At 49.6% G+C, this 19983-nt stretch carries 15 protein-coding genes; 6 read left to right on the top strand and 9 right to left on the bottom strand.

Features of this window, described 5'->3' with window-relative positions; translation table 11 throughout:
- Positions 1-83 precede the first annotated feature (83 nt).
- Positions 84-1628, top strand: coding sequence for a hypothetical protein (locus AC2YIT_RS21305; protein WP_487280532.1), 1545 nt, complete (start codon positions 84-86; stop codon positions 1626-1628).
- 17 nt (positions 1629-1645) lie between these two features.
- Here AC2YIT_RS21305 and AC2YIT_RS21300 read toward each other — a convergent pair whose 3' ends face one another.
- From AC2YIT_RS21300 to AC2YIT_RS21260, 9 genes are all read right to left on the bottom strand, one after another.
- Positions 1646-2767: an NUMOD4 domain-containing protein gene (locus AC2YIT_RS21300; protein ID WP_487280531.1), complete on the bottom strand. Its 1122-nt coding sequence runs from the start codon at positions 2765-2767 to the stop codon at positions 1646-1648.
- A gap of 240 nt (positions 2768-3007) precedes the next feature.
- Complete coding sequence (locus AC2YIT_RS21295) at positions 3008-3475, bottom strand: hypothetical protein (RefSeq protein ID WP_487280530.1); 468 nt, start codon at positions 3473-3475, stop codon at positions 3008-3010.
- A 12-nt stretch (positions 3476-3487) separates the two neighbouring features.
- Positions 3488-4510 (bottom strand): RHS repeat domain-containing protein, encoded by a 1023-nt coding sequence (locus tag AC2YIT_RS21290; protein ID WP_487280547.1) that lies wholly within the window; start codon positions 4508-4510, stop codon positions 3488-3490.
- 504 nt (positions 4511-5014) lie between these two features.
- On the bottom strand, positions 5015-5803 hold the full coding sequence (locus tag AC2YIT_RS21285; protein ID WP_487280529.1) for a hypothetical protein: 789 nt from the start codon (positions 5801-5803) through the stop codon (positions 5015-5017).
- Between the two features lie 147 nt (positions 5804-5950).
- Positions 5951-6355 carry a hypothetical protein gene (locus AC2YIT_RS21280; RefSeq protein WP_487280528.1) on the bottom strand — a complete coding sequence of 135 codons (405 nt, stop codon included), beginning with the start codon at positions 6353-6355 and terminating at the stop codon, positions 5951-5953.
- A 16-nt stretch (positions 6356-6371) separates the two neighbouring features.
- Positions 6372-10778, bottom strand: coding sequence for an RHS repeat protein (locus AC2YIT_RS21275; protein WP_487280527.1), 4407 nt, complete (start codon positions 10776-10778; stop codon positions 6372-6374).
- 51 nt (positions 10779-10829) lie between these two features.
- Entirely contained in the window at positions 10830-14273 is a 3444-nt protein-coding gene (locus AC2YIT_RS21270; protein ID WP_487280526.1) for an RHS repeat domain-containing protein, read from the bottom strand.
- Between the two features lie 67 nt (positions 14274-14340).
- Positions 14341-14682, bottom strand: coding sequence for a hypothetical protein (locus tag AC2YIT_RS21265; protein WP_487280525.1), 342 nt, complete (start codon positions 14680-14682; stop codon positions 14341-14343).
- Between the two features lie 423 nt (positions 14683-15105).
- On the bottom strand, positions 15106-15945 hold the full coding sequence (locus AC2YIT_RS21260; protein ID WP_487280524.1) for an RteC domain-containing protein: 840 nt from the start codon (positions 15943-15945) through the stop codon (positions 15106-15108).
- A gap of 338 nt (positions 15946-16283) precedes the next feature.
- On the opposite strand from AC2YIT_RS21260, the gene AC2YIT_RS21255 reads away from it, so the two are divergent.
- Genes AC2YIT_RS21255 through AC2YIT_RS21235 form a run of 5 tightly spaced genes read left to right on the top strand, consistent with a single transcriptional unit; the run spans position 16284 to position 19946 of the window.
- Positions 16284-16934: a response regulator transcription factor gene (locus tag AC2YIT_RS21255; RefSeq protein WP_487280523.1), complete on the top strand. Its 651-nt coding sequence runs from the start codon at positions 16284-16286 to the stop codon at positions 16932-16934.
- A 30-nt stretch (positions 16935-16964) separates the two neighbouring features.
- A complete protein-coding gene (locus tag AC2YIT_RS21250; RefSeq protein WP_487280522.1) occupies positions 16965-17438 on the top strand; it encodes a hypothetical protein in 474 nt (157 codons plus the stop codon).
- A 10-nt stretch (positions 17439-17448) separates the two neighbouring features.
- Positions 17449-18108 (top strand): hypothetical protein, encoded by a 660-nt coding sequence (locus tag AC2YIT_RS21245; protein ID WP_487280521.1) that lies wholly within the window; start codon positions 17449-17451, stop codon positions 18106-18108.
- On the top strand, positions 18086-18865 hold the full coding sequence (locus tag AC2YIT_RS21240; protein ID WP_487280520.1) for a sensor histidine kinase: 780 nt from the start codon (positions 18086-18088) through the stop codon (positions 18863-18865). The genes AC2YIT_RS21245 and AC2YIT_RS21240 overlap by 23 nt, the downstream gene beginning before the upstream one ends.
- A 4-nt stretch (positions 18866-18869) precedes the next feature.
- Entirely contained in the window at positions 18870-19946 is a 1077-nt protein-coding gene (locus AC2YIT_RS21235) for a helix-turn-helix domain-containing protein (protein WP_487280519.1), read from the top strand.
- Positions 19947-19983: the final 37 nt, after the last annotated feature.

The following is a 19983-nucleotide window of genomic DNA, read 5'->3' as shown; positions in this document are numbered from 1 at the left end:
AACTAATTTTCGGCCATTCACAGGTTTTAAAATCCCGGTTTCAGACCGTTTCTTTTCTGTACCTTCACCGTAAACCAGCTGTGATGTACGCAAACAGAAACGAAGTCAATGATCTGATAAAATCCCTGTCCAGCAATGAAAAGCGGTATTTTTCCAAGTTCAGCAAAGCCTTTGCTCCTTCGGAAAGAAGGGCGTTGTACCTGCGTCTGTATGACGCCATAGAACAAGGCCAAACACAGGTTTCAAAGGTGCTGGACGGCGAGTCAAAAAGAGCCGTAGAAACAGCCAAGACCGCCTTGCATGGGAACATCCTCAAAGCCCTGCGCCTGCAATACGAGGACAGTTCCGTGGACTCCTCAGTGCTCAGGCTCCTGACCGATGTGGAAATTCTTTACCGCCGCGGTCTCTCTGTCCAGGGAATCAGGCTGATCGGTAAAGCCTACGATCAGGTCAAAGCCGCCGAGAAATTCGGGCTCCTGTTACAGGTACTGGATTGGGAAAAGCGGTTGAACATTGTACTGGACACGCCTTCGCGGCCAATTGAGCAGATCATAGCCGAAGAACGCCAGACGCTCCGCCAGCTTCACCAGGCGATGGACCTGGAAAATATTTACACCCGGATCATGCTGCTCAAAAGACAATATGGCTATGTAAGGGCGGCAGCCAGAACCTCGCTGGAAAAGCAAACCGTTAAAGCCCCCGACATGCCCACGCTTGCTGGGTGTCTGTCCAGCAAGGCGGTATTTTATTACCATTTCATACACGCTATCTATTGCTGGATGACCTTTCAGCATGAGCAGGCCTATGGTTACAGCAAGCTGCTGCTCAACCCGGGACGGATCGCCATTCCACCCACGGATTATATAGCAGGGCTTTTGCAGCACATTACTTCCTGCGTATGCCTGGGCTATTTCAAACAAACGCTGACCGCGATCAAAGCATCGGAAGACTACGTTAAGAGCTATGGCCTGGGCCAGTCGCGCGCATTCACAAGCCTGATGTTTGCCTACCATGCCACCTACGAGCTGATCGTGCTGGGCTACATCGGAAAGCCCTCCCGCATCAAAGCAGCAATCAAACGTGTGGAGCGCGGGCTTGCTACACATGGCCCACTACTAAGCCAGGAGTTGATGCAAATTATCCGCGGTAACCTGATGAATGCCTACATGGCGTCTGGCGATTTGCGAACAGCCGACCAGATTTGGGATACCATGTTCAACAGACAATCCGCCGCGATCCGCCAGGATATCTATGCAGACCTTTACCTGTTCCGGCTTTTCAGCCTTTTGCACGGCAAAAATTACGTGCTGTTGGCCTCCGCCGCGCAGGCTGCGCTACGGTATTTCAACAATCAGAAAGACAACGAAGGTTTTGAGCTGGAAATCGCTATTGCTTCTTTACTGCGCAAGCAGCTGGCCTATCAGAAGTCAACGGTTTTTAAGGAGCTGATGAATCAGATTCAATCGAAAGTCCGAACGCTCGTCCATAAACGCGCAGGCGTAATTGGTTTCCAGGAACATTATACACGGTATGAGATCTGGGCTGAGGCTATCACAAATGACGAGCCTTATCATGTGGCGGCGGCCAATTGGTACAAAAGCTTCCGGACAAAGGTCAAAGCGGACTGAGCAACGGTACCGCGGCATCAGCGCCGGATAGACCATACCGCATTGCGCAGCTCCAGGTTCCGGTAATGGAGATCGAGCGGGTCACCGTTCGAGGTATATACCCGCAAGGTGGACTGTGCCATATCGAACTGCGCCACAAAGAGAAAGTACACCAGCCTTCCGACACAGAACGTTCTCTTCTTCCTGTCCCTGCAGAGGGTGACCAGCGGGGTACCGGTCCGTTCGCCGTCCCGGCCACGGTGCAGTCCTACGGTCAGCTGCTTCATTTTCTCAGGGTACCACTGCTTCAGGCTTCCTTCGGATACTTTCTTCAGGGCCTTTACCCGGCCATGACTGGAAACCCTGTACAGGCCTTCATATCCCGGGATATCTTTCCAGCGTTCCCCCGGACGGCTCTTCAATGACAGGTCGAAAATGGCAGGTAATGGCTGCGGGATTTTTTTCATGCCCAGCTTTTCGATCAGCTGCCGGTTGATCTTCGCGGTATCGTCTTTGGGCGGCAGCCTGGTGCTGAGCAGTGTTCTTCTTTTTCCCCGCTGCCAGCAAAAGCCCTTGTAGAGATAGTGGCGCTCACTGGCGGCATCGGAGATCGCCGTCCCGCTGAAGCCGGTGTCTTTCCCGGCCCGGTAAGCGCTGGGGTATTGGGCCACCAGTGTGCCATCGGGCAGGAACTGGCTTACTGGTTTGCTCAGCTCCGACAAGTGGCTTAAGGAACGACCTTCCCGGAACGAGCGCAGCCGCATCTGGCTCAGGTTGCTGATAAAGAGGTTTTCAAAATGCAGGTTCCTGCCGTCGCCGTCCCGGTAGCATATACGGATTAATTTGTCATCCAGGTCGAACCGGGCAACAAAGGCATTGTACACCAGCCTGCCTACCGAGAAGTAGAAATGGCCCCATTCGTTCCGCAAGTCAATGAGCAGACAATAGAGCCGATCACCAATGGTACTATTACCATTTACCTGCAGCTTTAGCTTACGTATCCGCTCCGGCAGATGATGCCCTTTGGCATGCAGGGATTCCCTGGCCAGTGATTTAACGCGGCCATAGGAAGATATCTCATACAGGCCCTCAAAACCCTCAATGGCTTTCCATTCCTCACCGGGAAGGTCCTTTAAGGATAAATTTTCGTAAGGATACAAAATGTTCTTTTTTAGTTCCGGTTGGTATAACAGGCCAACTTAAGGACCAGCAGGTTATCAACATATCTAGTACACTTACACTAAATAACCAATTGTAAACAGCTTTTTTGACCTCAAAAGGAAACAAGGTAGCCGTTAAGCTTACCTTGTTTCATACCTTTTCCAGAACAACATCAATTCAGCGCCAATACCACAATGCGTTTCAGCTGTTATCAACATATCTGGAACACTACCCAGCACCTATTCGATCTCGCTTAAATACTCAACAGAATTTGGTATTAATGAGTCTTGACCAAATCTCTCCTTTATTTCTGAATCTGTATGCTTTACCCCATTTTCATAAGCCTTAAGGAGATAATAGTTAGCAAGTTTATTTGTTTTTAAGTTACTACTTGCAGAATCAGCACGAAAGACAATATATAGGTCTGTATATGCCTCCGGATAATTAAAATTATTGGCCATCACAAAAGCGTAATAGCACCATTCCTTCTCATGGCCACTAAAAGCATAGGTAGAATACAATTCTTTATAAGCATTGGTATCACCATGTATCGTTATTCTATTAATTAAGCTGTCTTTTCTAATCTCATCATTAAATTGCTCGACAAACTTTTGATTCATAGCGATACCACTCTCGTCTTCTTGTTTTTGGGAGTGACAAGAAATCCAAAGAAGTGATATAGGCATTAAAAACACTTTACATTTCATAGCTATTATTTTTTAATTTTTTTTTGGAAAGATAATGGTTCGTATTTCAGGCAATCGGAATATTTCAGTACCATTTTTGTACGCTATGTAAACTCCACTGTTATTAATATCTCCTTTCCATGTTTTTATCCCTACCATTGCCGGGTTGCCATCTTTGTAACTCCAATATACAACACCGTTAGCACCCAATACCGTTGCATTTGGATGAGCCGCTGATATTTTCCGTGCCATCTCAGAAGATGTGCAGACATATAGCCATAACGTAAATGGTTTGTTTCCTTCAATGGCAGCTTTATATTCTGGGCTCTTTGCAGACATTGCTTCATCGAAATCCTTGGCATTCCATAGTTTTACTTCCTGAGCACCACTATTATCTTCAATAAGATCTCTGTTACCATGACCCATAACATAGAACACATTGTCTCCTTCCTTGTATGAAATGTTATCAAAAACATCATTGAGTATCTTATTTTCATCATTCAGAAATTTCACGGGTTCCTCATCATTCGGAGAATCCCCTGCACTCACATTATCATCAACATTCTCTCCACCCCCACCACCAGCCGCACCTAATCCATTACTTATAACCCCTCCTATGCCTACTGCCGTATAAAGCCCTATAGCATCTCTGTAAGCAGCAGCGATCATACGGTCATGCATACCCTGTATAATCAGGTCATGGATGATCATACCTCCATTGATTTCATCTTCTCTCCCTGCACTTGGACCATTGTATTTCCCGCCCTCTGTCCGCCAAATAACATCAGCATTGGCAGTGATCAGGAATCCCGTTGTATAATCCGATCCCCTCAAACCCAACGGGTCTACGACACTGGCCGGATTATTATCCATACCAGCATAAGTGCTTTGATACTCTGTTTCCGCTGCCAGCGGGTCCACACTCAGGAAGCGTCCGATCTGCGGATCGTACTGCCGGTTATGGAAGTCCATCCAGTTTAATCCCAGCTCTTTCTTGAACTCATTGCCCTGGTACTTATGGCGGCTCGGTTTGCTTAATGGATCGGCGCTGCCCAGCGTAGCAATCGGCAGGCCAAAGGGATAACGACAGCCTCCATTTTATTGGAGGGCTGTCGTCTTTATACTCTTTTATCAGTTTATCTATATTGGCTCCAATCAACTCTGCTCATCAGGTAAAAGGAAAATATCAGATTGACTATTATAAAAAAGATAATAGACCACACCCATATTCCTCTACGCTTATTCACATTTTTAGGCAATTGGTCAAACTCCTTACAGTATTCCTTCCAATCATCATTATGGATGAAAGCGAAATAGTTGATAAGTACTATGATAATCGCTATTGTAATAAAAAAACTTTTTCCAAAATCAACAGACTTATCTATAAAGATGTTGCAATAATTTAACAGTGAAATAAAAAGCCATATTTCCAATGCGATTATCGATACTTCTGCTCTGAAATTACCTGACAGGAAGGGATGATAAGCCTTATTCCAAAATCGGTACAACTTATAAAATAAATAGTAATACGCTTCCTTAATGCTCATGCTTCAAATGTTTTTATTTGCCACCAAAAGGAATAGGTCGCCAACCGGGGCCTAATATACGCTGAGTATCATCATGCCAATATCCACTATCATTAAATAGTCCTAATGCTCCTCCAGGGTAAAAAGCCTCTGCGCCAAAGTAAACAATAGAAGGGATTGTGCCCACACCGGTAAATCCCCATAAGCCCATAGCTGTATTAACACTTGCTTTACCTGGACTTACAGAATTTGGAGAATTTTCTCCATACTTATAATAGTTCCTTACACCATACAAATCTGACACTACTCCAATGCCAAAGGAAACCCTTCCTGCTAATCTTCCCATTTTAGCAATATTAAATGTCTTGGCGTATTGGTTACCCCGCCAACTATTGGCATAGAATTTAGGGCTAAAGCCCTGTTTAGTAGTGCTCAATCTAAAAGAACCTGCAGTATTGGAAAGACCCGTAGCGGTAGAGCTAAAGAACCAATTATACATACCGACATCGCTATACCAACCACTGCCCCCGCTTGATTGTGGCCCCAGAGTAGTAGCGTCGGGTATATCTTTCAGATTCACGGTCATTACACCTTGCGATTCACTCACATAAGTCGCGGTACCGCTTTTGCTATCCGTTGCTACAAGTTTGGCATCGGAAGGTATTATGCCGTCGCCACTCCCCAGATCGCCATTACCGTCCCTTGCATTCGCTGTCGAACGGCCTACCGCTGCATCATTGCCCAGCGAGGAAGAAAGCATAAAGGCCCATGCAGCCATGCCACCCGGTGCATTTGGATTTACTGCACCTAAAGTCTTTCCCAATTTTTCTCCCGGGGCCTGGTATTTATGGGAATGAAACAAGGTAGCTATTAGGCTTACCTTGTTTCATTCCTTTGCCTCAACAATATCACATCATCAATACCACAAAGCGTTTCAGCTTAAATCAACATATCTGGAATTACTACTAACTCACAACGCTGGATTGAAATAAGCAGAGACAACAAAATTTGCAACAAGCAAAACAGTTAAAATTAGAACCACCAACGTACCTTTTCTATTTTTTTCTTTTGGCCACTTTTCAAATTTCTCGATATAATCTTTCCAACGGTCATCTTTTGAAAAAGCATACCATTTTATTATCAATACAATTATTGAAGCAATGAGCATAGGCAATAGAAAGGATCGTTTGGTACCATGCGTTTTTAGCAAAAAGATATCTCTGTAATTTATCGCAGAAAAAACGGTCCATAGTTCTAAAATTATCAATGTCATAATGGCCTTAAACTTCGTTTCTCCTTTTGTAATGGGATTCGAACCTAAGAATTTGTAGTATTTATAAAACAGATAATAATATAACTGAACAACTTTAGTCATGTTTTAATCATTTATCCTAATGAAATCCTGTTTGAAGTCCTATATCAATATTTTCGTATCCGGCAGGTGTTGGTGGTACAGCGTTTCCATTGATTACCTCATTCCAACCTCCAGGATAAAATGCATCCACAGAGAAATAAAAGACGGAAAAGGGAGCTGCAAACGCAGAATAAGCTCCAGCAGTACCAACTGCTGTATTGAGCATAAATTTATTAAAACTTATCTTACCTGTATAATAAGCCATAGCATCAATCACAACTCCTGCAACAACGCTCCCCCTTCCAATGTTTTCTCCCCATTTTGCGTATCTGGTTAACGTAGCAAGCCATGCGATGTTACCAACATGAGTATTCAATTTGGAAAAAAGTTCGTAAGGATAATACGCTCCGGGAGAAGAAGCTAATTGTAGCCCAAATGTGCCCAAATTTATAGAAGGAAGTCCGAACAACTGAGCAACTTGATTCTGAATCGTAACCTCCGGTTTTGCTGTATTTACAGAAAAAACACCCTGGGATTCGCTTGAATATGTTGCTATCCCATTCTCTACTGAAATTAATTTCGCGTCTTCAGGAATTATACCGTCACCATCTCCAATATTACCAGAACCGTCATGTTTTGCCAAATTGTTATTCCTTGTTTCTCCTTGTGGTTGTGCTGCGTTATTACCCATACTGATAGAAAGCATGGTCAGCCAACCTGAAATACCGCCTGGCGCATTGGGATTCATTTCACCCAGACCCTTTCCCAATTTTTCTCCGGGGAAAGACAAGGCCAATATAGCTGGCGACGCCTTTATCCAGGGCATGGCCGTTAAATACTCCTCTCCCCGTAACCCCAAAGGATCTACTATACTTGCCGGATTATCATTCATTCCCGCATAAGGAGAGAGAGCATGTGTTTCATCAGCCAGCGGGTCCACACTCAGGAAGCGTCCAATCTGCGGATCGTATTGCCGGTTATGGAAATCCATCCAATTTAATCCCAGCTCCTTCTTGAACTCATTGCCCTGGTACTTATGGCGGCTCGGTTTGCTTAACGGATCGGTGCTGCCCATAGTGGCGATCGGCAGGCCAAAGGGATAATAATGGCTCTCCTCCTTCAGGTTGCCCCGCGTCATGCGCACCACCAACTGGTCAAAGAACACATCGCCGCAGTTGAGGCAACCGCTCTCTACGGTACTATTGCTCAAATATACGCCAAGATAGCCATTCACCGGCACGGTCAGCGGCTCTATGGTACCAATGGTCGTCCAGCTGCCATCGCCATTGGCCTGCCAGGTACCCGCCATATTGCCCACGATCTGGAACTGCTCGTCAAAGAGCACATAGTTCAGGTAAGCCCTCGGCTTAGCGGGGTCGGTAGCCGCGTCCACGATACCCTGGAAGTGGTTGTAGTTGGCCGGGGTAAAGGTCTTGGTCACCAGGTCCGCATCATGCGCCTCGCTGCCTACAAAGCCACCGCTGCCCCCGGTCAGGGTGCTCACGATAGTACCCAGCAGATCCTCCGGCGCTATGGGATTGTCCGATCCCGCGTCATAACCTTCGTAAAAATTGCTCACGTTCATCTCTACCTTGTCCCCGCTCATCACATGCAGCAGCAGGGAGGTACCCACCTGCCGTTCCGGGTCGGCACCGTTGAGCCGGGCCGATTTCAGGTCCCCGTTCCAGGTGCTGCCCGGCCGGTCGTCCCGCACTTCGTCTATGGTGCTGAAGTACAGGTTCTCCAAATTCGCGCTGGCAATCTCGTAGGTAGCCAGGTACTGCGCTATGGGGTAAGTGTACACATCGATCCGGCTGCGCACATTGCCCAGGTGGTCCTTCACAAAGAATTCCTCCTTAGTGCTGCCCTCGTTGAATACCGTACGGCCATTGCCGGTAAGGGCATACTGTACGCTGTCATTTTTATACACAAAATTGCCCAGGTAATCCAGCCGGTCATTGATCTCGTATTCCTCGCTGTACTGCAGTTCCTGCACCTTGTTGCCCGCCGCGTCGTAGCTGTACTCGATCCGGTTGCCGTCAATGTAGGTCACTACCTGCGGCTTGTTGAAGTGGGTATAGGTAACGCTGGTGATATTCTTATTGGCGTCCGCAGCCAGGTTGCCGTTGGCATCATAGCTGTAATCCACCGCGCTGCCGGTGCTGCCGTTGTTAAAATCATCATTGCCATAATTGGGCGCGATCGCGTCCTCCACTTTGGCCAGCCGGTTGCTGTTCGTTTCATAGCCATAGCTCAGCTGGTCTATAGTGGTGGGTACCATATTGCCACCGATCAGGCCTATGCCCTTTTGGTTCATGCTTTGCAGGTTACCGTTCAGGTCATAGCCCAGGTTGCTCACGCTGTAGTCGGTCGTGGCATTGCTCCAGGCGCCGCTGCCTTCCTTGCGGCGGTAGTCGGCCTGCTTCAGGCGGCCGCTGTAGTCGTAATCATAGCCATAGGCATTCATGCTGGTGGTACTGGAGCCGCGCCAGATGATACCCGCGATCTGCCCGTCGTAGCGGGGCTGGGTAAAGCCGTAATCGTACTTGAGCGATACGCCGAAGGTACGGTTCAGCCCTTCCTTGTTACCCGTCTCGGCATAAGTGGCATTGATGCCATCCACCTGTCCGCGTATGTTATAGCTGAAATCCTGCACCTCGCCGTAATTGCCCAGCACATTGCGGCGCAGGCGGCCCATGCCATCGTACTGGTACGAGCCCAGGGTCTGCCAGGCAGCGCCATTCACCCGGTGGCGGCGGCGGGTAGCCCTGCCGGTAATGGCATCGTATTCGTTATCGGTCAGCTCGGTATGCGTGGTGGTACCGTCAACGCTGTTGCCATTGACCATGATATGCTTGGTCAGCAGGGGCTGGCCGGTAAAGCTATACTTGGTACCTGTATAATGGGCATGGATCGGGTTGCCCTGGTATTTGTCATAGCTGGCGGTGTAGATCACCCGGCCTTTGTGGTCGTAATAGATAGCGTCCTCTTTCCAGTCGCCTACCGTGGCCGGATCGGCATTGGGAGAAGGCAGCAGGCGCACCTTGCTACCGGTTACCCGGCCATAGGTACGGTAGCTGCGTTCCGGCGCTTCCGCGCCGGGTGTCACCGGCGTTTCCGTAAACTGAAGGTTATTGGTATAGGTGAGCCAGATATCCCCGGTGGGATCGGCCTGGCTGTAATCATCGTACCAGGTATAGCTCAGGAAGGTACAGCCCATAGTATTGTCAGGGGGATAGGTCTGCCATAAGTTATAATTCGTCAGGTAATACAGGATATCGTTGGTAGGGTACCCTGTCGGGTTATCCAGGTGTCCCTGGATATAGCTTCTGTCTGAGGTGCCCCAGTTGGCAATGCCGGTCACAACAGGGCGATCCAGCGGGTCGTACACCGTAAAATTCCAGCGCGTGCTGTTCCGCAGATTGCCGTCCTGGTGGAAAACCAGCCGGTCCTTTTTATCGTACACGTAATACTCCACTGCTTTGCCGGGTGTCTTTTGCTCGATCATGCGCCCTTTATCATCATAGCGGTACTGGAAACAAAGATTGTCCCGTACATCGGCAGGAAGGGTACCGGAGGAAACCAAAGCGGTGGCTTTGGGGGGAATGGTATAACGCAACCTACCCAGCTCATCATATATATAATAAGTCGTGCCGGAAACGCCTGTGGTCTGCAGGACGGTCTTGCAGATGAGCTTGCCGCTCTTATCGGTAAAGCTGGTGATCTCCGCCCCTTCGGCATTGGTGGTAAACGTACCGAACAGGGTACGGGCGGCGTAAAAAGCCGTACTCACCGGGTAGCCATTGGCATCGAGCTTCCATATCCGCACCTGGTCGGCCGTATTGCTGATCTGCTTTACCGTAGTGCCCCGGCCCTGGCCCACCTGGCTCAGGCCCGGCGCATAGCTTACCTGCTGCCGGGTACCGGCATCGCTCTGGTACACCGAAGCCGAAAAACCACGGGTGGTTTCGTTGGGGTACATGCTGTTGTAATAAGATTTCTGATCCACAAAGGTGGCTGTAGAAAAGGTAGGGTTGGTCGTGGTATAAGGCAGGTAGCTGAGCGCATCCCGGCGGAAGCGGGACTCCACCGGTACGGCCAGGTGCTTCATCGTACCACTCACATCGATAAAATTGCGCTGTATGCTCATGATGTCGCGGTTAAAGCCGTCCTTGTACACCGTAGCGATCTGCACCTCGTCGGAAGGACTGTTTTCGTCCACCTGGTTGATATCGGTAATGGGTATCCTCGGGCTGAAGCTGCGCACATAGTTGAGCTTGCCGCCGGTCACGCTCATATTGGGCGGCGTGCTTTCGATATTGTTGGTCACGCCTCCGCTTACGCCGGTAGCCGACAGGTCGGGCAGGTTCTGCGCCCGGAGGCTGATGCTGCCCGGCAGCGCCAGGGCAAGGATCAGTAAGGTTCTGGTTATATAGTGATTCATGTTGAATATACTTTGAATAAGGGATTAGGATAATGGGGCTATTGGTTCGGCTTATTCCGTACCCTGTACCACGTTTTTGGTCCGGGACAGGATATTGCCATCCTGGTCGCGCACTACGGAGCGGCGGCCCAGGGCGTCGTATTCGTAATAGGTAATACGGCCCGTGGCGTCGGTCGAGGAGCTGATGCCGAACAGCGGCTCATAGGTCTGGCTCTGCATCGTAGCGCCTGCCGGGAACAGGCGCACTTCATCCAGGTAGGAGTTATCGGCCGTACCCGTAAGCTGCAATTGCGCCGCGGTAGCCGGGGTAAAGCGCAGGATATAGTGCTTCCAATTCCCTTTTTCATATTGCGGCGTGGTCGGCAGCGGTATATTGGTGCTGCCAATGGTTACCGCAGGGGCAGCCCCCTGTACCCAGAAGGAGAGCATATAGGCTTTGCCGGCCTGCAGGGTCTGTATGCCCGACAGCTGGTTGGCGCCTGTGCTGACGTTCCAGAGCTTGAACATGGACCCGCCCGATACACCGCCGTCGAATACATTGCTATGGAGCGTAGCGCTGAAGTTGGAGCCGTATAAGGATGTCTCAAAGCTGGTATAAGCAATATCGCTGTAATAGCAGCTACCGGCCTCGGCCAGCTTCTGACCGCTCAGGCTGTCCCAGATCATGGCCTTATAGACATCCTGGTCGATCAGCTTTGTTTCCAGGGGATTGTTTTTATCGTCCCGGATCAGCACCTCGCTGGCCTTGCGGAAATTGGCGAGGCTGGCGCCGGAGAAGGCCAGCTCCACATTCTGGTAAGGGGCCTGGGGTTCAGGACCGCTCACATAGCCGGTGTACATGCTGTAGGTCAAGGGCTCACCGATGCGCAGGGCATACAGGCGCTTCAGGGCCAGCTTGCCGGAAGCATAGTCATAGGTATTAATGCTGGCATCGGTCAGCCGGTTATCCGTAAACACACTGCCCAGCTTCCAGCGTTCGCTGCCCACCTGCTTTTCCAACCCGGCCAGGGTCATATTATACAGCGTGGAGCCGGTTGCCGCGTTGACGGAGTAATTGTAAATGTTTACCGTCTTCATACGGCTGCCATCGCTCAGCTGGGTAATAATGGTTTTAATATTATGGCGATCATCATAGCTGAATTCGGTGGAGTCCAGCACATACTCGTTATCGTTATAATAGGTATAGGTCCTGGTCTTCTTCAGGAAGGCCCGGCCGGTAAAGGGCCGGTAGCTGTCGCTGTAGCTGAGCTGCTGGAATACGGTAATGCCGTTTGCCCCCCAGTTCGATACCAGTACCGGCGCACCGGTATATTTTGCCCTGGATACCTTCAGGTTCTCTACCTGTTTGGTCTGGGAAGAAGTGCTGTCCAAAGTAAACTCGTATTCATTTTCCGTCTTTTGTACAATATGGTCGTTCTGGTCATATTCGATCGTTTGCAGGGGCAGGCCCATTTCCCATTCCTTCAGGTATTGCTTATCGGTATAGGGAAAAGTGTAATAATCCTTATCGCCGCCCACCTTGAGATAGCGGGGCTGGTTGCCCGAAGTAGCATCACTGAAATTGGTAAAGGTCAGTTCCCTTTTGGACAGCAGTTGGTTCTCTGTATTACGGGCAGTCACCGTTACCTTACCGTAGCCATGATTGGAACCGCCCACCAAATGGTGCGGGGTAACATAGGTACTGAGCAAGCCCACTTCACTGGGATCGGTAGAAACATCGCTCTGCATCTTTATATTGTAATGGAAATAGCCCCCGGTCAGGAAACGCTGGCCGTTCTCATAGGTAAAAGTGGTCTTGCGGTAATCGGAAGGGTGATAGGATTCCCGTTCGGTAATGCTTTTCAGGCGCAGGCCGTCGTTGGCGGTCACGCCCATAAAGTAATTATCGGTAGGCAGGCCGGTCAGCACATTGCTCAGCTGGTGCGCTTCGTACTCGAATTCCAGGCTGCCGCCATAGGCATTGTTCACCTTTTTGAGTGAACCGGCCTTCATATAATTGATATCTTCGGTACGGTCCAGGCCATAGGACAGCTGGCTGGTCCACCATGCCTGGTGGTAGGGTATGGGTACCAGTTCCGTAAACCCGCTGGTTACAGCGGAAGGAGGATTGGCAGTGGAGTTCCAGACAGCTGATTTCCCGTTATAGTAACCGAAATAATCCTGCCCCGCACCCCGTATGCCTACAGGCGTACTGTCATACTCAAAGGTGTAATAAGGTTCTGTTACCGTCTGGTCACAGTTCTGTAAACGGATGCCTTTTAGCTTCAGCCTATAAGCTTTAGAACCTGGTTGTATCGTCTGGTTGATCAGGGGCGAGGTATAGCTCATGCTGGTGCAGGGCGTACCGTAGTCCTTTTCATAGGTACTGTTGCCCGGCATGGCCGCTACAAAATAAGCCTGGTCCAGGATATAGTTCAGGCAATTATCGCCGGAGCTTACCTTGATCCTTCTCAAAGCAGGCACACCGTAGTCGCAACGGGTTATGGACGTATTGTCTTCATAGAGGAAATCCACCACCGTATTATCCGGGTAGCTGATCTTGCTGATCCTTTTCCCATTGCTGCCATATTCCTGGGCGCTTCCCACGGCAATACTGCTGGCTTCTTTCTCGCTGGCGCTGTAATTGGAAAAGCTGTTGCTTACCGGCTCGTAACCTTCCTCATACTCATAGTTGATCACGGCCCCGTTCCAGGTCACGATCTGGCTGATCAGCCAGCTGGCATTCACATTGGAGCTGTTGATATCGCCCTGGTCAGGATAGGCATATTCGCTGCGCATGGTCCGGTACTCATAGTTCCCCGGCTTAAAGTAATATTGAATACCCTGTTCATCAGTAATACGGAATTCAAGGGTCGTAACCAGGTCGGTGGGAAAGCTGCTTATCGATTCTACCGGTACACCTTGCCGCAGCAGCTCAATCTTTACATGGCGTTCCGGGTTGGTAAATATCGCCCGCTGCTTGCCGATGTTAAAGGTAAAGGAGAGCGAACCTACCGAAACGATGAAGTCATCGCTTTCCTTATCCCGGTAGACGTTTGTCTGAGCGGCTTCCGCGGGTGTTTCAAAAGAGGCGACATAACGGCCACGCATCTTATTGAAATCGATATAGCCGCCATAGTAATCCAACAGGTCGGTGTAAAAAGTGTCGATGTACAGCTCATCCGGGATATCACGGACGATCCTTTGAATGGTGCCGGTGGATAAAGACCAGTTCAAGCCCGCAGAGGAGGAAATAAGATCAGAGCGGACTCCTTTGGTGTTGTAGTTCAGCGATACGCCATAGCTTTCCCCGTCGGGGCTCTGGTACTGGTAAATAGGGATGCTCACATTGGCGCTGCCGTCGTAGAGGTTCGGGGCGTAGATATTGGTCAGGCTGGTGCCGCCCGGATCACTGCCCGCGCCCAGCTTCGCATCGCTGGTCGTACCGTTAAGCTGCTGGGCATGCGTCCAATGATAGGAAATTAAAGATAACACTACCAGCAGTAGGCATCTCATACGTTTTTGCTTCATCATCTAAGGTTATATTTATTATGGTATTAAGAACTGCAAAGGTTATAGGTCACTAAGCCAATCTCTGGCGTACCTGTATAAGAAGGTTATCTGCTGCAGCCGAATGCTCGGGAGAAAGGCCAATCGCAAATCTTCCTGCATCCGGGAGGACTGGATTTTTTGTCGCCAGCTTGCGCAACGGTTTTTCTTCTTTACGACGGAGCGTTTTCAATAACCGCTGCTGTATGCAATCGGTGCGGTTTAAATATTTATCAAGCGAAGCAGTGCGGCTATCAAGGTGTTGTGTAGCGTAGGAGATGCTTTCCTCGGCTTCCTGCTGTCGGGCATGGAGACAGTCCGCGGGGAAATTCAGTAAAATAATCAGGCTGAACGAAGCCACAATGCCTGGATACATAGGCAAGGATAAGGTTTATAAAGTGTTAGGGTGTTTGTTAAAGATATTCCAAAGTTAAAAAATGGCTAAAATGAGCAAGAACCTCATTTATCAGCGATATCTATGACCTCTGCTATATTGCCGTCCTTGAATCATTTGAATATTTTAAAATATATTAATGGGATAAAAAAGATAACTTTTATCAATGTCTTGGGGTAATCTTAGAAAATAACCGAGCTCTGCTGATATCTTGCGCATAGGTTGTGGAAATTCCGGTATTCGCTATTAAACTCGGGCCAAAGCTATCGGGCAAAACTACAACATCGACGCAAACGCTATTATATATACGTCCATGATAAAGATCACGGCCCAGCGTAGGGCTTACCCCTATCAGCTGTCGTTCTTTGCATCGTTGGCATTAGGAAAACGCTGGCAGGCCATGTACTAAAAATCCAAATCCGTGGCATCCATATTCTTCTCGGCGCTTTCGATCAGCTCATGCAGATATGGCGTACGCTGTTTTTTGCGGGCGCGCATATTCTTTATCATTTGGTAGAAGTTGCCCAGCCGGATGTTAAAAGTTATTTCAAGCTTTGCTATGAGCCTTTTCAGGGTCACATCCCCCCTGTTAACCGATCGTTTGGAATAGATCGCGTAAGCCAGTTCAACAAGGGATGAGTTGTTGTCCGTCCAGAACAGCTCGTCATCGTCAAACTCGTTTCCAAGTACTTCCGTCCTGTGCTGCTGGTCCAGCCTGGACGCAACATATTCGGCCAGCTGCTCATAGGCCAGTATTTCCCCAAGCCGGCTGCTGTAAACTGTCGAAAACCGCGTATCCAGGTCCAGCGTGTATTCGGGCATACTGGGCCACTCTCCGGCCTGGCTGGTAAACAACCGCTCGTCCTCATCGCTCCGGCCTGTCCTGTGGTATATATACAGGTTTTGGTTTTTCTCAAAAAAGAAGCCTATCTGTTGCTGTACCTGCCGGTAATAGGAAGCTGTGATTTCCTTGCTTCCCACAGGCCTGGCTGTTTCGGTCCGACACAACTGCTGCATGAAGATGTGTTCGCGCAAAAACGTCGGCTTCACCTTTTTGAAAAAGTGGATCTGCTCTTCGGTGCTGCCGGGCGGATGATCAAGACATCGTTGCTTGACAAGCCCCATATATTTCTGTGTAATGGGCAGTGACCTTATTGCTTTTTGCAACGTGGTCTCTCTTTCTGCTGCGACTTGCTGCAGCTCAACATTCAGCGAGTTGTACAGCTGTTTGTAATGCTGGTCCATTGGTTGGCTTGATTTGCGCGGTTTGAAGAAACCGCCGCCCTTGCCCCGATGCAAGGATGGGGCAAACCTAATGATGGCTGGGGCAGCGAAGGAAGGAAAATGCGCCCCAAATCAACCGAAGCACTGAAATCAGCCGGTGAAATGCCGAAGTATTTCACCGGTCGGCTGAAATATTTCAGCCCTCGTTTGAGCATATACAGCTCAGCATCAGTACAAGTTCAAGATATTTCCTTGACAAACATCAAAAAAACGGGACTCTTTCAAACTATTTTCAAAAACCATTGCAGCTGCAATGGTTTTTGAAACCCCGACAAATTCAGGCGTTTTACTTTTAGTGCGTGAACACTTCACCCATAAAACTGGCCTATGCCGACGATCACGCCGCCATGCGACAGGGGCTGTGTACGCTGCTGGAACTGACCGGCAATTTTAAAGTGCTCTTTCAAAGTGCCAACGGTGCGGAAATGATCGATTGGCTTTCCCGCACTACTGAACTTCCCGATATCTGCATCATCGATATAGCCATGCCCGTCATGGACGGCTATGAACTTTTGGCCTCGATCCGCAAGCGCTGGCCTCTTATGCGTACGCTTATCTTCTCTATGTTCATGGACGATTACGCGGTGCGTAACCTGATCAAGCGCGGGGCTAATGGCCTGCTGGGCAAAGACAGCACAGCCGACGAGCTGGCCGCGGCCCTGTCCGCGATGCATGAGTTTGGTTATCATTATTCGGGAATTGCCGGCAATGAGCTCTTTAAAATGATCCGGAACAAAAAACTCAAACCTGCATCACTTAACCCTACCGAAATGCAATACCTGCAACTGGCGGCAACCGATATGGACAACCGCGATATCGCCGAGAAAATGGGCATTGCCTTTACCACCCTGGTCGGAGTACGTGACCGCCTCTTTCAAAAGATGAGAGTCAGTTCCCGAACTGCTATGGTCCTTTGCGCGGTACACAATGGTTTGATACCAATTACCTGAACACGTTTACTAACCCCACAACATACCCGTATGAAACGCACACTTGTTATCCTCGCACTTCTCTTTTGCTTTTTGGCCTTGCCTTCAATGACCAGGCCGTTACACGCCCAGGCACAATACGGCCTGAACCTCTCACAACCTATCCCGGTAGACTCCGCCAATAAGATGATCGCCAGCTACCTGGCAAGCGTCCACTATCCAGACTCTACCGCTGCGCTCCGGTCCCTGAGCTTTGATGCAGCCGCGCTGAGGAGTTACCTGGAATCGGACTCGACGATCATTGGCGTGAAGCTTTCGCTTGCCCACACGTTGGAATACATCAGCAACGGCGGCAAAGACAGCAATTGCGGTTATCAAAACGGCGCGCTGACCGTCATCATTTCGGCTTACGATGCCTTTGGCAACTATAAGCTTATCGGCTCGGGGCAGGTTATGGATTATGCCACGCCATGCCCCATCAATTGCCCCCCGGGCGAGGCGGCAAGTCCATACATCACTGATTAAAATGAGACCCATGAACAGCTACTATTTATGGATGGGTATCGACCTGGTGTGCGCTGCTTTTCCAGTCGCTACCGGCTTAGTGGCATACCGGACCATGGATCAGCCCCTAAGAATCTTTCTTGCTTATACTGCCTGCGTGCTGCTCACCGAAATTGCGGCCTATTATGCCGCATTCCGTGTTGCCAATAATACGTTGGTCTACGCTATTTCAGGGATGTTTCAATTTGCGCTGATAAGCCTGTATTTCACCAGCCTGTTGCCCTTGCCGAAATACTTGGGCCTCCCCCTGGCAGCCACAGGTATTCTGGCAGGGTCGTTCAACCTGTCGTTTTTCCAGCCACCTGGAACCTTTCCCGACAATTTCGTTTGGCTGCAAGGCTCGGTAACGATCCTGCTTTCACTGATCTGCATGTCTGGTTTTATCAGGAAAAAAGAGAACAGGGGAACATGGCATATCCATTTCCGGATCTGTTCATTGCTGGTATTTTCCTGGCTGGTACTGCTGGTTCACCTTGGCCTGTATAACCAGCTCGCAGGGGTGCTCTCCGGTTTTCGCTGGGCGCTCAGTCACTCGTTACAGTTTGTTAACGCCGTGTGCAATACCGTTCTCGGCCTGCTTTTCATCACTCCGGCAAAAGAGCAATACCATGCAGGAAAGCGTTATCGTTAAGCTGTTCATCTTCTGTACAACCCTGGCAGCACTGCTGGGTAGCGTAACCGTGTTTTTCTTTTTCTGGACGGCAAAAAAACGGGAGCGAAATGACCGGGAGCGGGAAAAATTGCTACTGGACCACCAACGTTCGCAGATAGAAGAAAGCGAACGGATCATGGCAGAAGTCTCCCGGGAAGTCCATGACTCGCTGGCCCATGATATAAGCCTGATACGCATACTGACCCATGAAGCAGCCAAACAAGCTACGTCCCCACATCAAAGGGACCTACTCAACCAGATTGAGAGACTGGCCTTCCACAACATAGAACAGGCACGCGATGTTTCTCATCTGCTGAACCCCGCTTTCATCGTTGACCAGGGGCTTGAAGCAATGCTCCGTAACAACCTGCGCATTATCGGCAGGTCCTATAACATTGAATTCGATTTTATCATAGCGGGCTTTCCCCGCCGCTTACCCGCGCAAACGGCATTGCTTGTTTACCGCATCGCGCAGGAAGCATTGCACAACACCACACGGCATGCAAACGCCACACGGATCGATATCGAACTTTCGTATATAGACAGCCGGCTATTGCTTTGTGTAACCGACAACGGCAAGGGATTCGACCCTGTGATAGCACCCGAAAGAGGGACCGGCCTGAAGAACATGCAGGCCCGGGCAAGTTTGCTTGCGGGCAAACTTACCGTTAACTCCCTTCCGGGGCAGGGTGCCACCATTCAGCTACTCATTGACCAAACCAAACACTCAATATAGGCTTATGAAAATCATCATCCCAGTCAAGGGCACCAGCTTCATGAAAGGTGCCGTAAACCACAAATACCGTTCTCTTTTTATCCCCTACGCCGAAACCCTGCAGGCTACCGCCGAATACGGCGATATCGTGCTGCAGAGCTTTCGGTCGGAAAACAACTTTGAAATGGGGCATAATTTCAGTTTTACCAACCAGCCCGTTGAATTGAAAGCCCGCTTCGAACATCCGGTCCTGATGCTGTCCTACATCCTGGACGGGCAGGTAACCTATCTTGACAAAGGGCTGACAGGCGACACAGCCGTCAGTTCCGGCCGTTATCACCTGTGTTATGAGAACAAGGCCGAACACCCGCTGAACCTGGGGCAAGGATACCTGGAAAACTTCCATATCAGCCTTTCGGCCCGTTACCTGTCCAGCCTGAAAATGGCATCGCCCGTACTGGCTCCTTTTATCGAAGCTGTATGCACGGGATCAAACCAACCGCTTCACACGCCGTACTACAAGGTTACCGCCCGCATGCGCAGGATCATCAGGGAGATCACTAGCTACCGGGGAACCTTTCCCGCCTTGTTTATCGAAGGGCGGATTACGGGGCTCTTGCACCTGTTCCTGGATTCAGTAGTAAGACAAGATCTCGCCGACATCGTGCTATCAGCCGACCAAAGGGACATTGCTTCGGTCGCCGCTTTTGTCGAAACCAACTTGCAGGAACCGGTAAGCGTTGCCGCGCTGGCAAAGACATTTGCCTTTTCGGAAAGTGAGCTGCACCGCAGGTTCCGGCAGGCTTATGGCGTTTCCATTTATCAGTACATCCTTGAACAAAGGATGCTGAAAGCGAGAACGCTATTGACCGGGGATACCTATTACACCGTATCTGAAATAGCTACCCGGTGCGGCTATGAAGATGCGGCCAATTTCAGCAACGCATTCAAACGACGGTTCGGGCATACCACTTCTTACTATCGCCGCGTGGGCAGCACGATCAATGCGCAGGAATCCACAAGTAAAATATTCGCAGAAATCAACAAACCGGAGCGAAAGGCTACGAGTAGTTTTGAGCCAGGAAGGAAAATGCGCCGATAATCGAACCGGCCACCCTATAAACTTTATCACCCTTTCA

The sequence above is a fragment of the Dyadobacter sp. SRI_021 genome (assembly GCF_057586235.1).
This window is presented reverse-complemented; position numbering and strand designations above follow the sequence as displayed.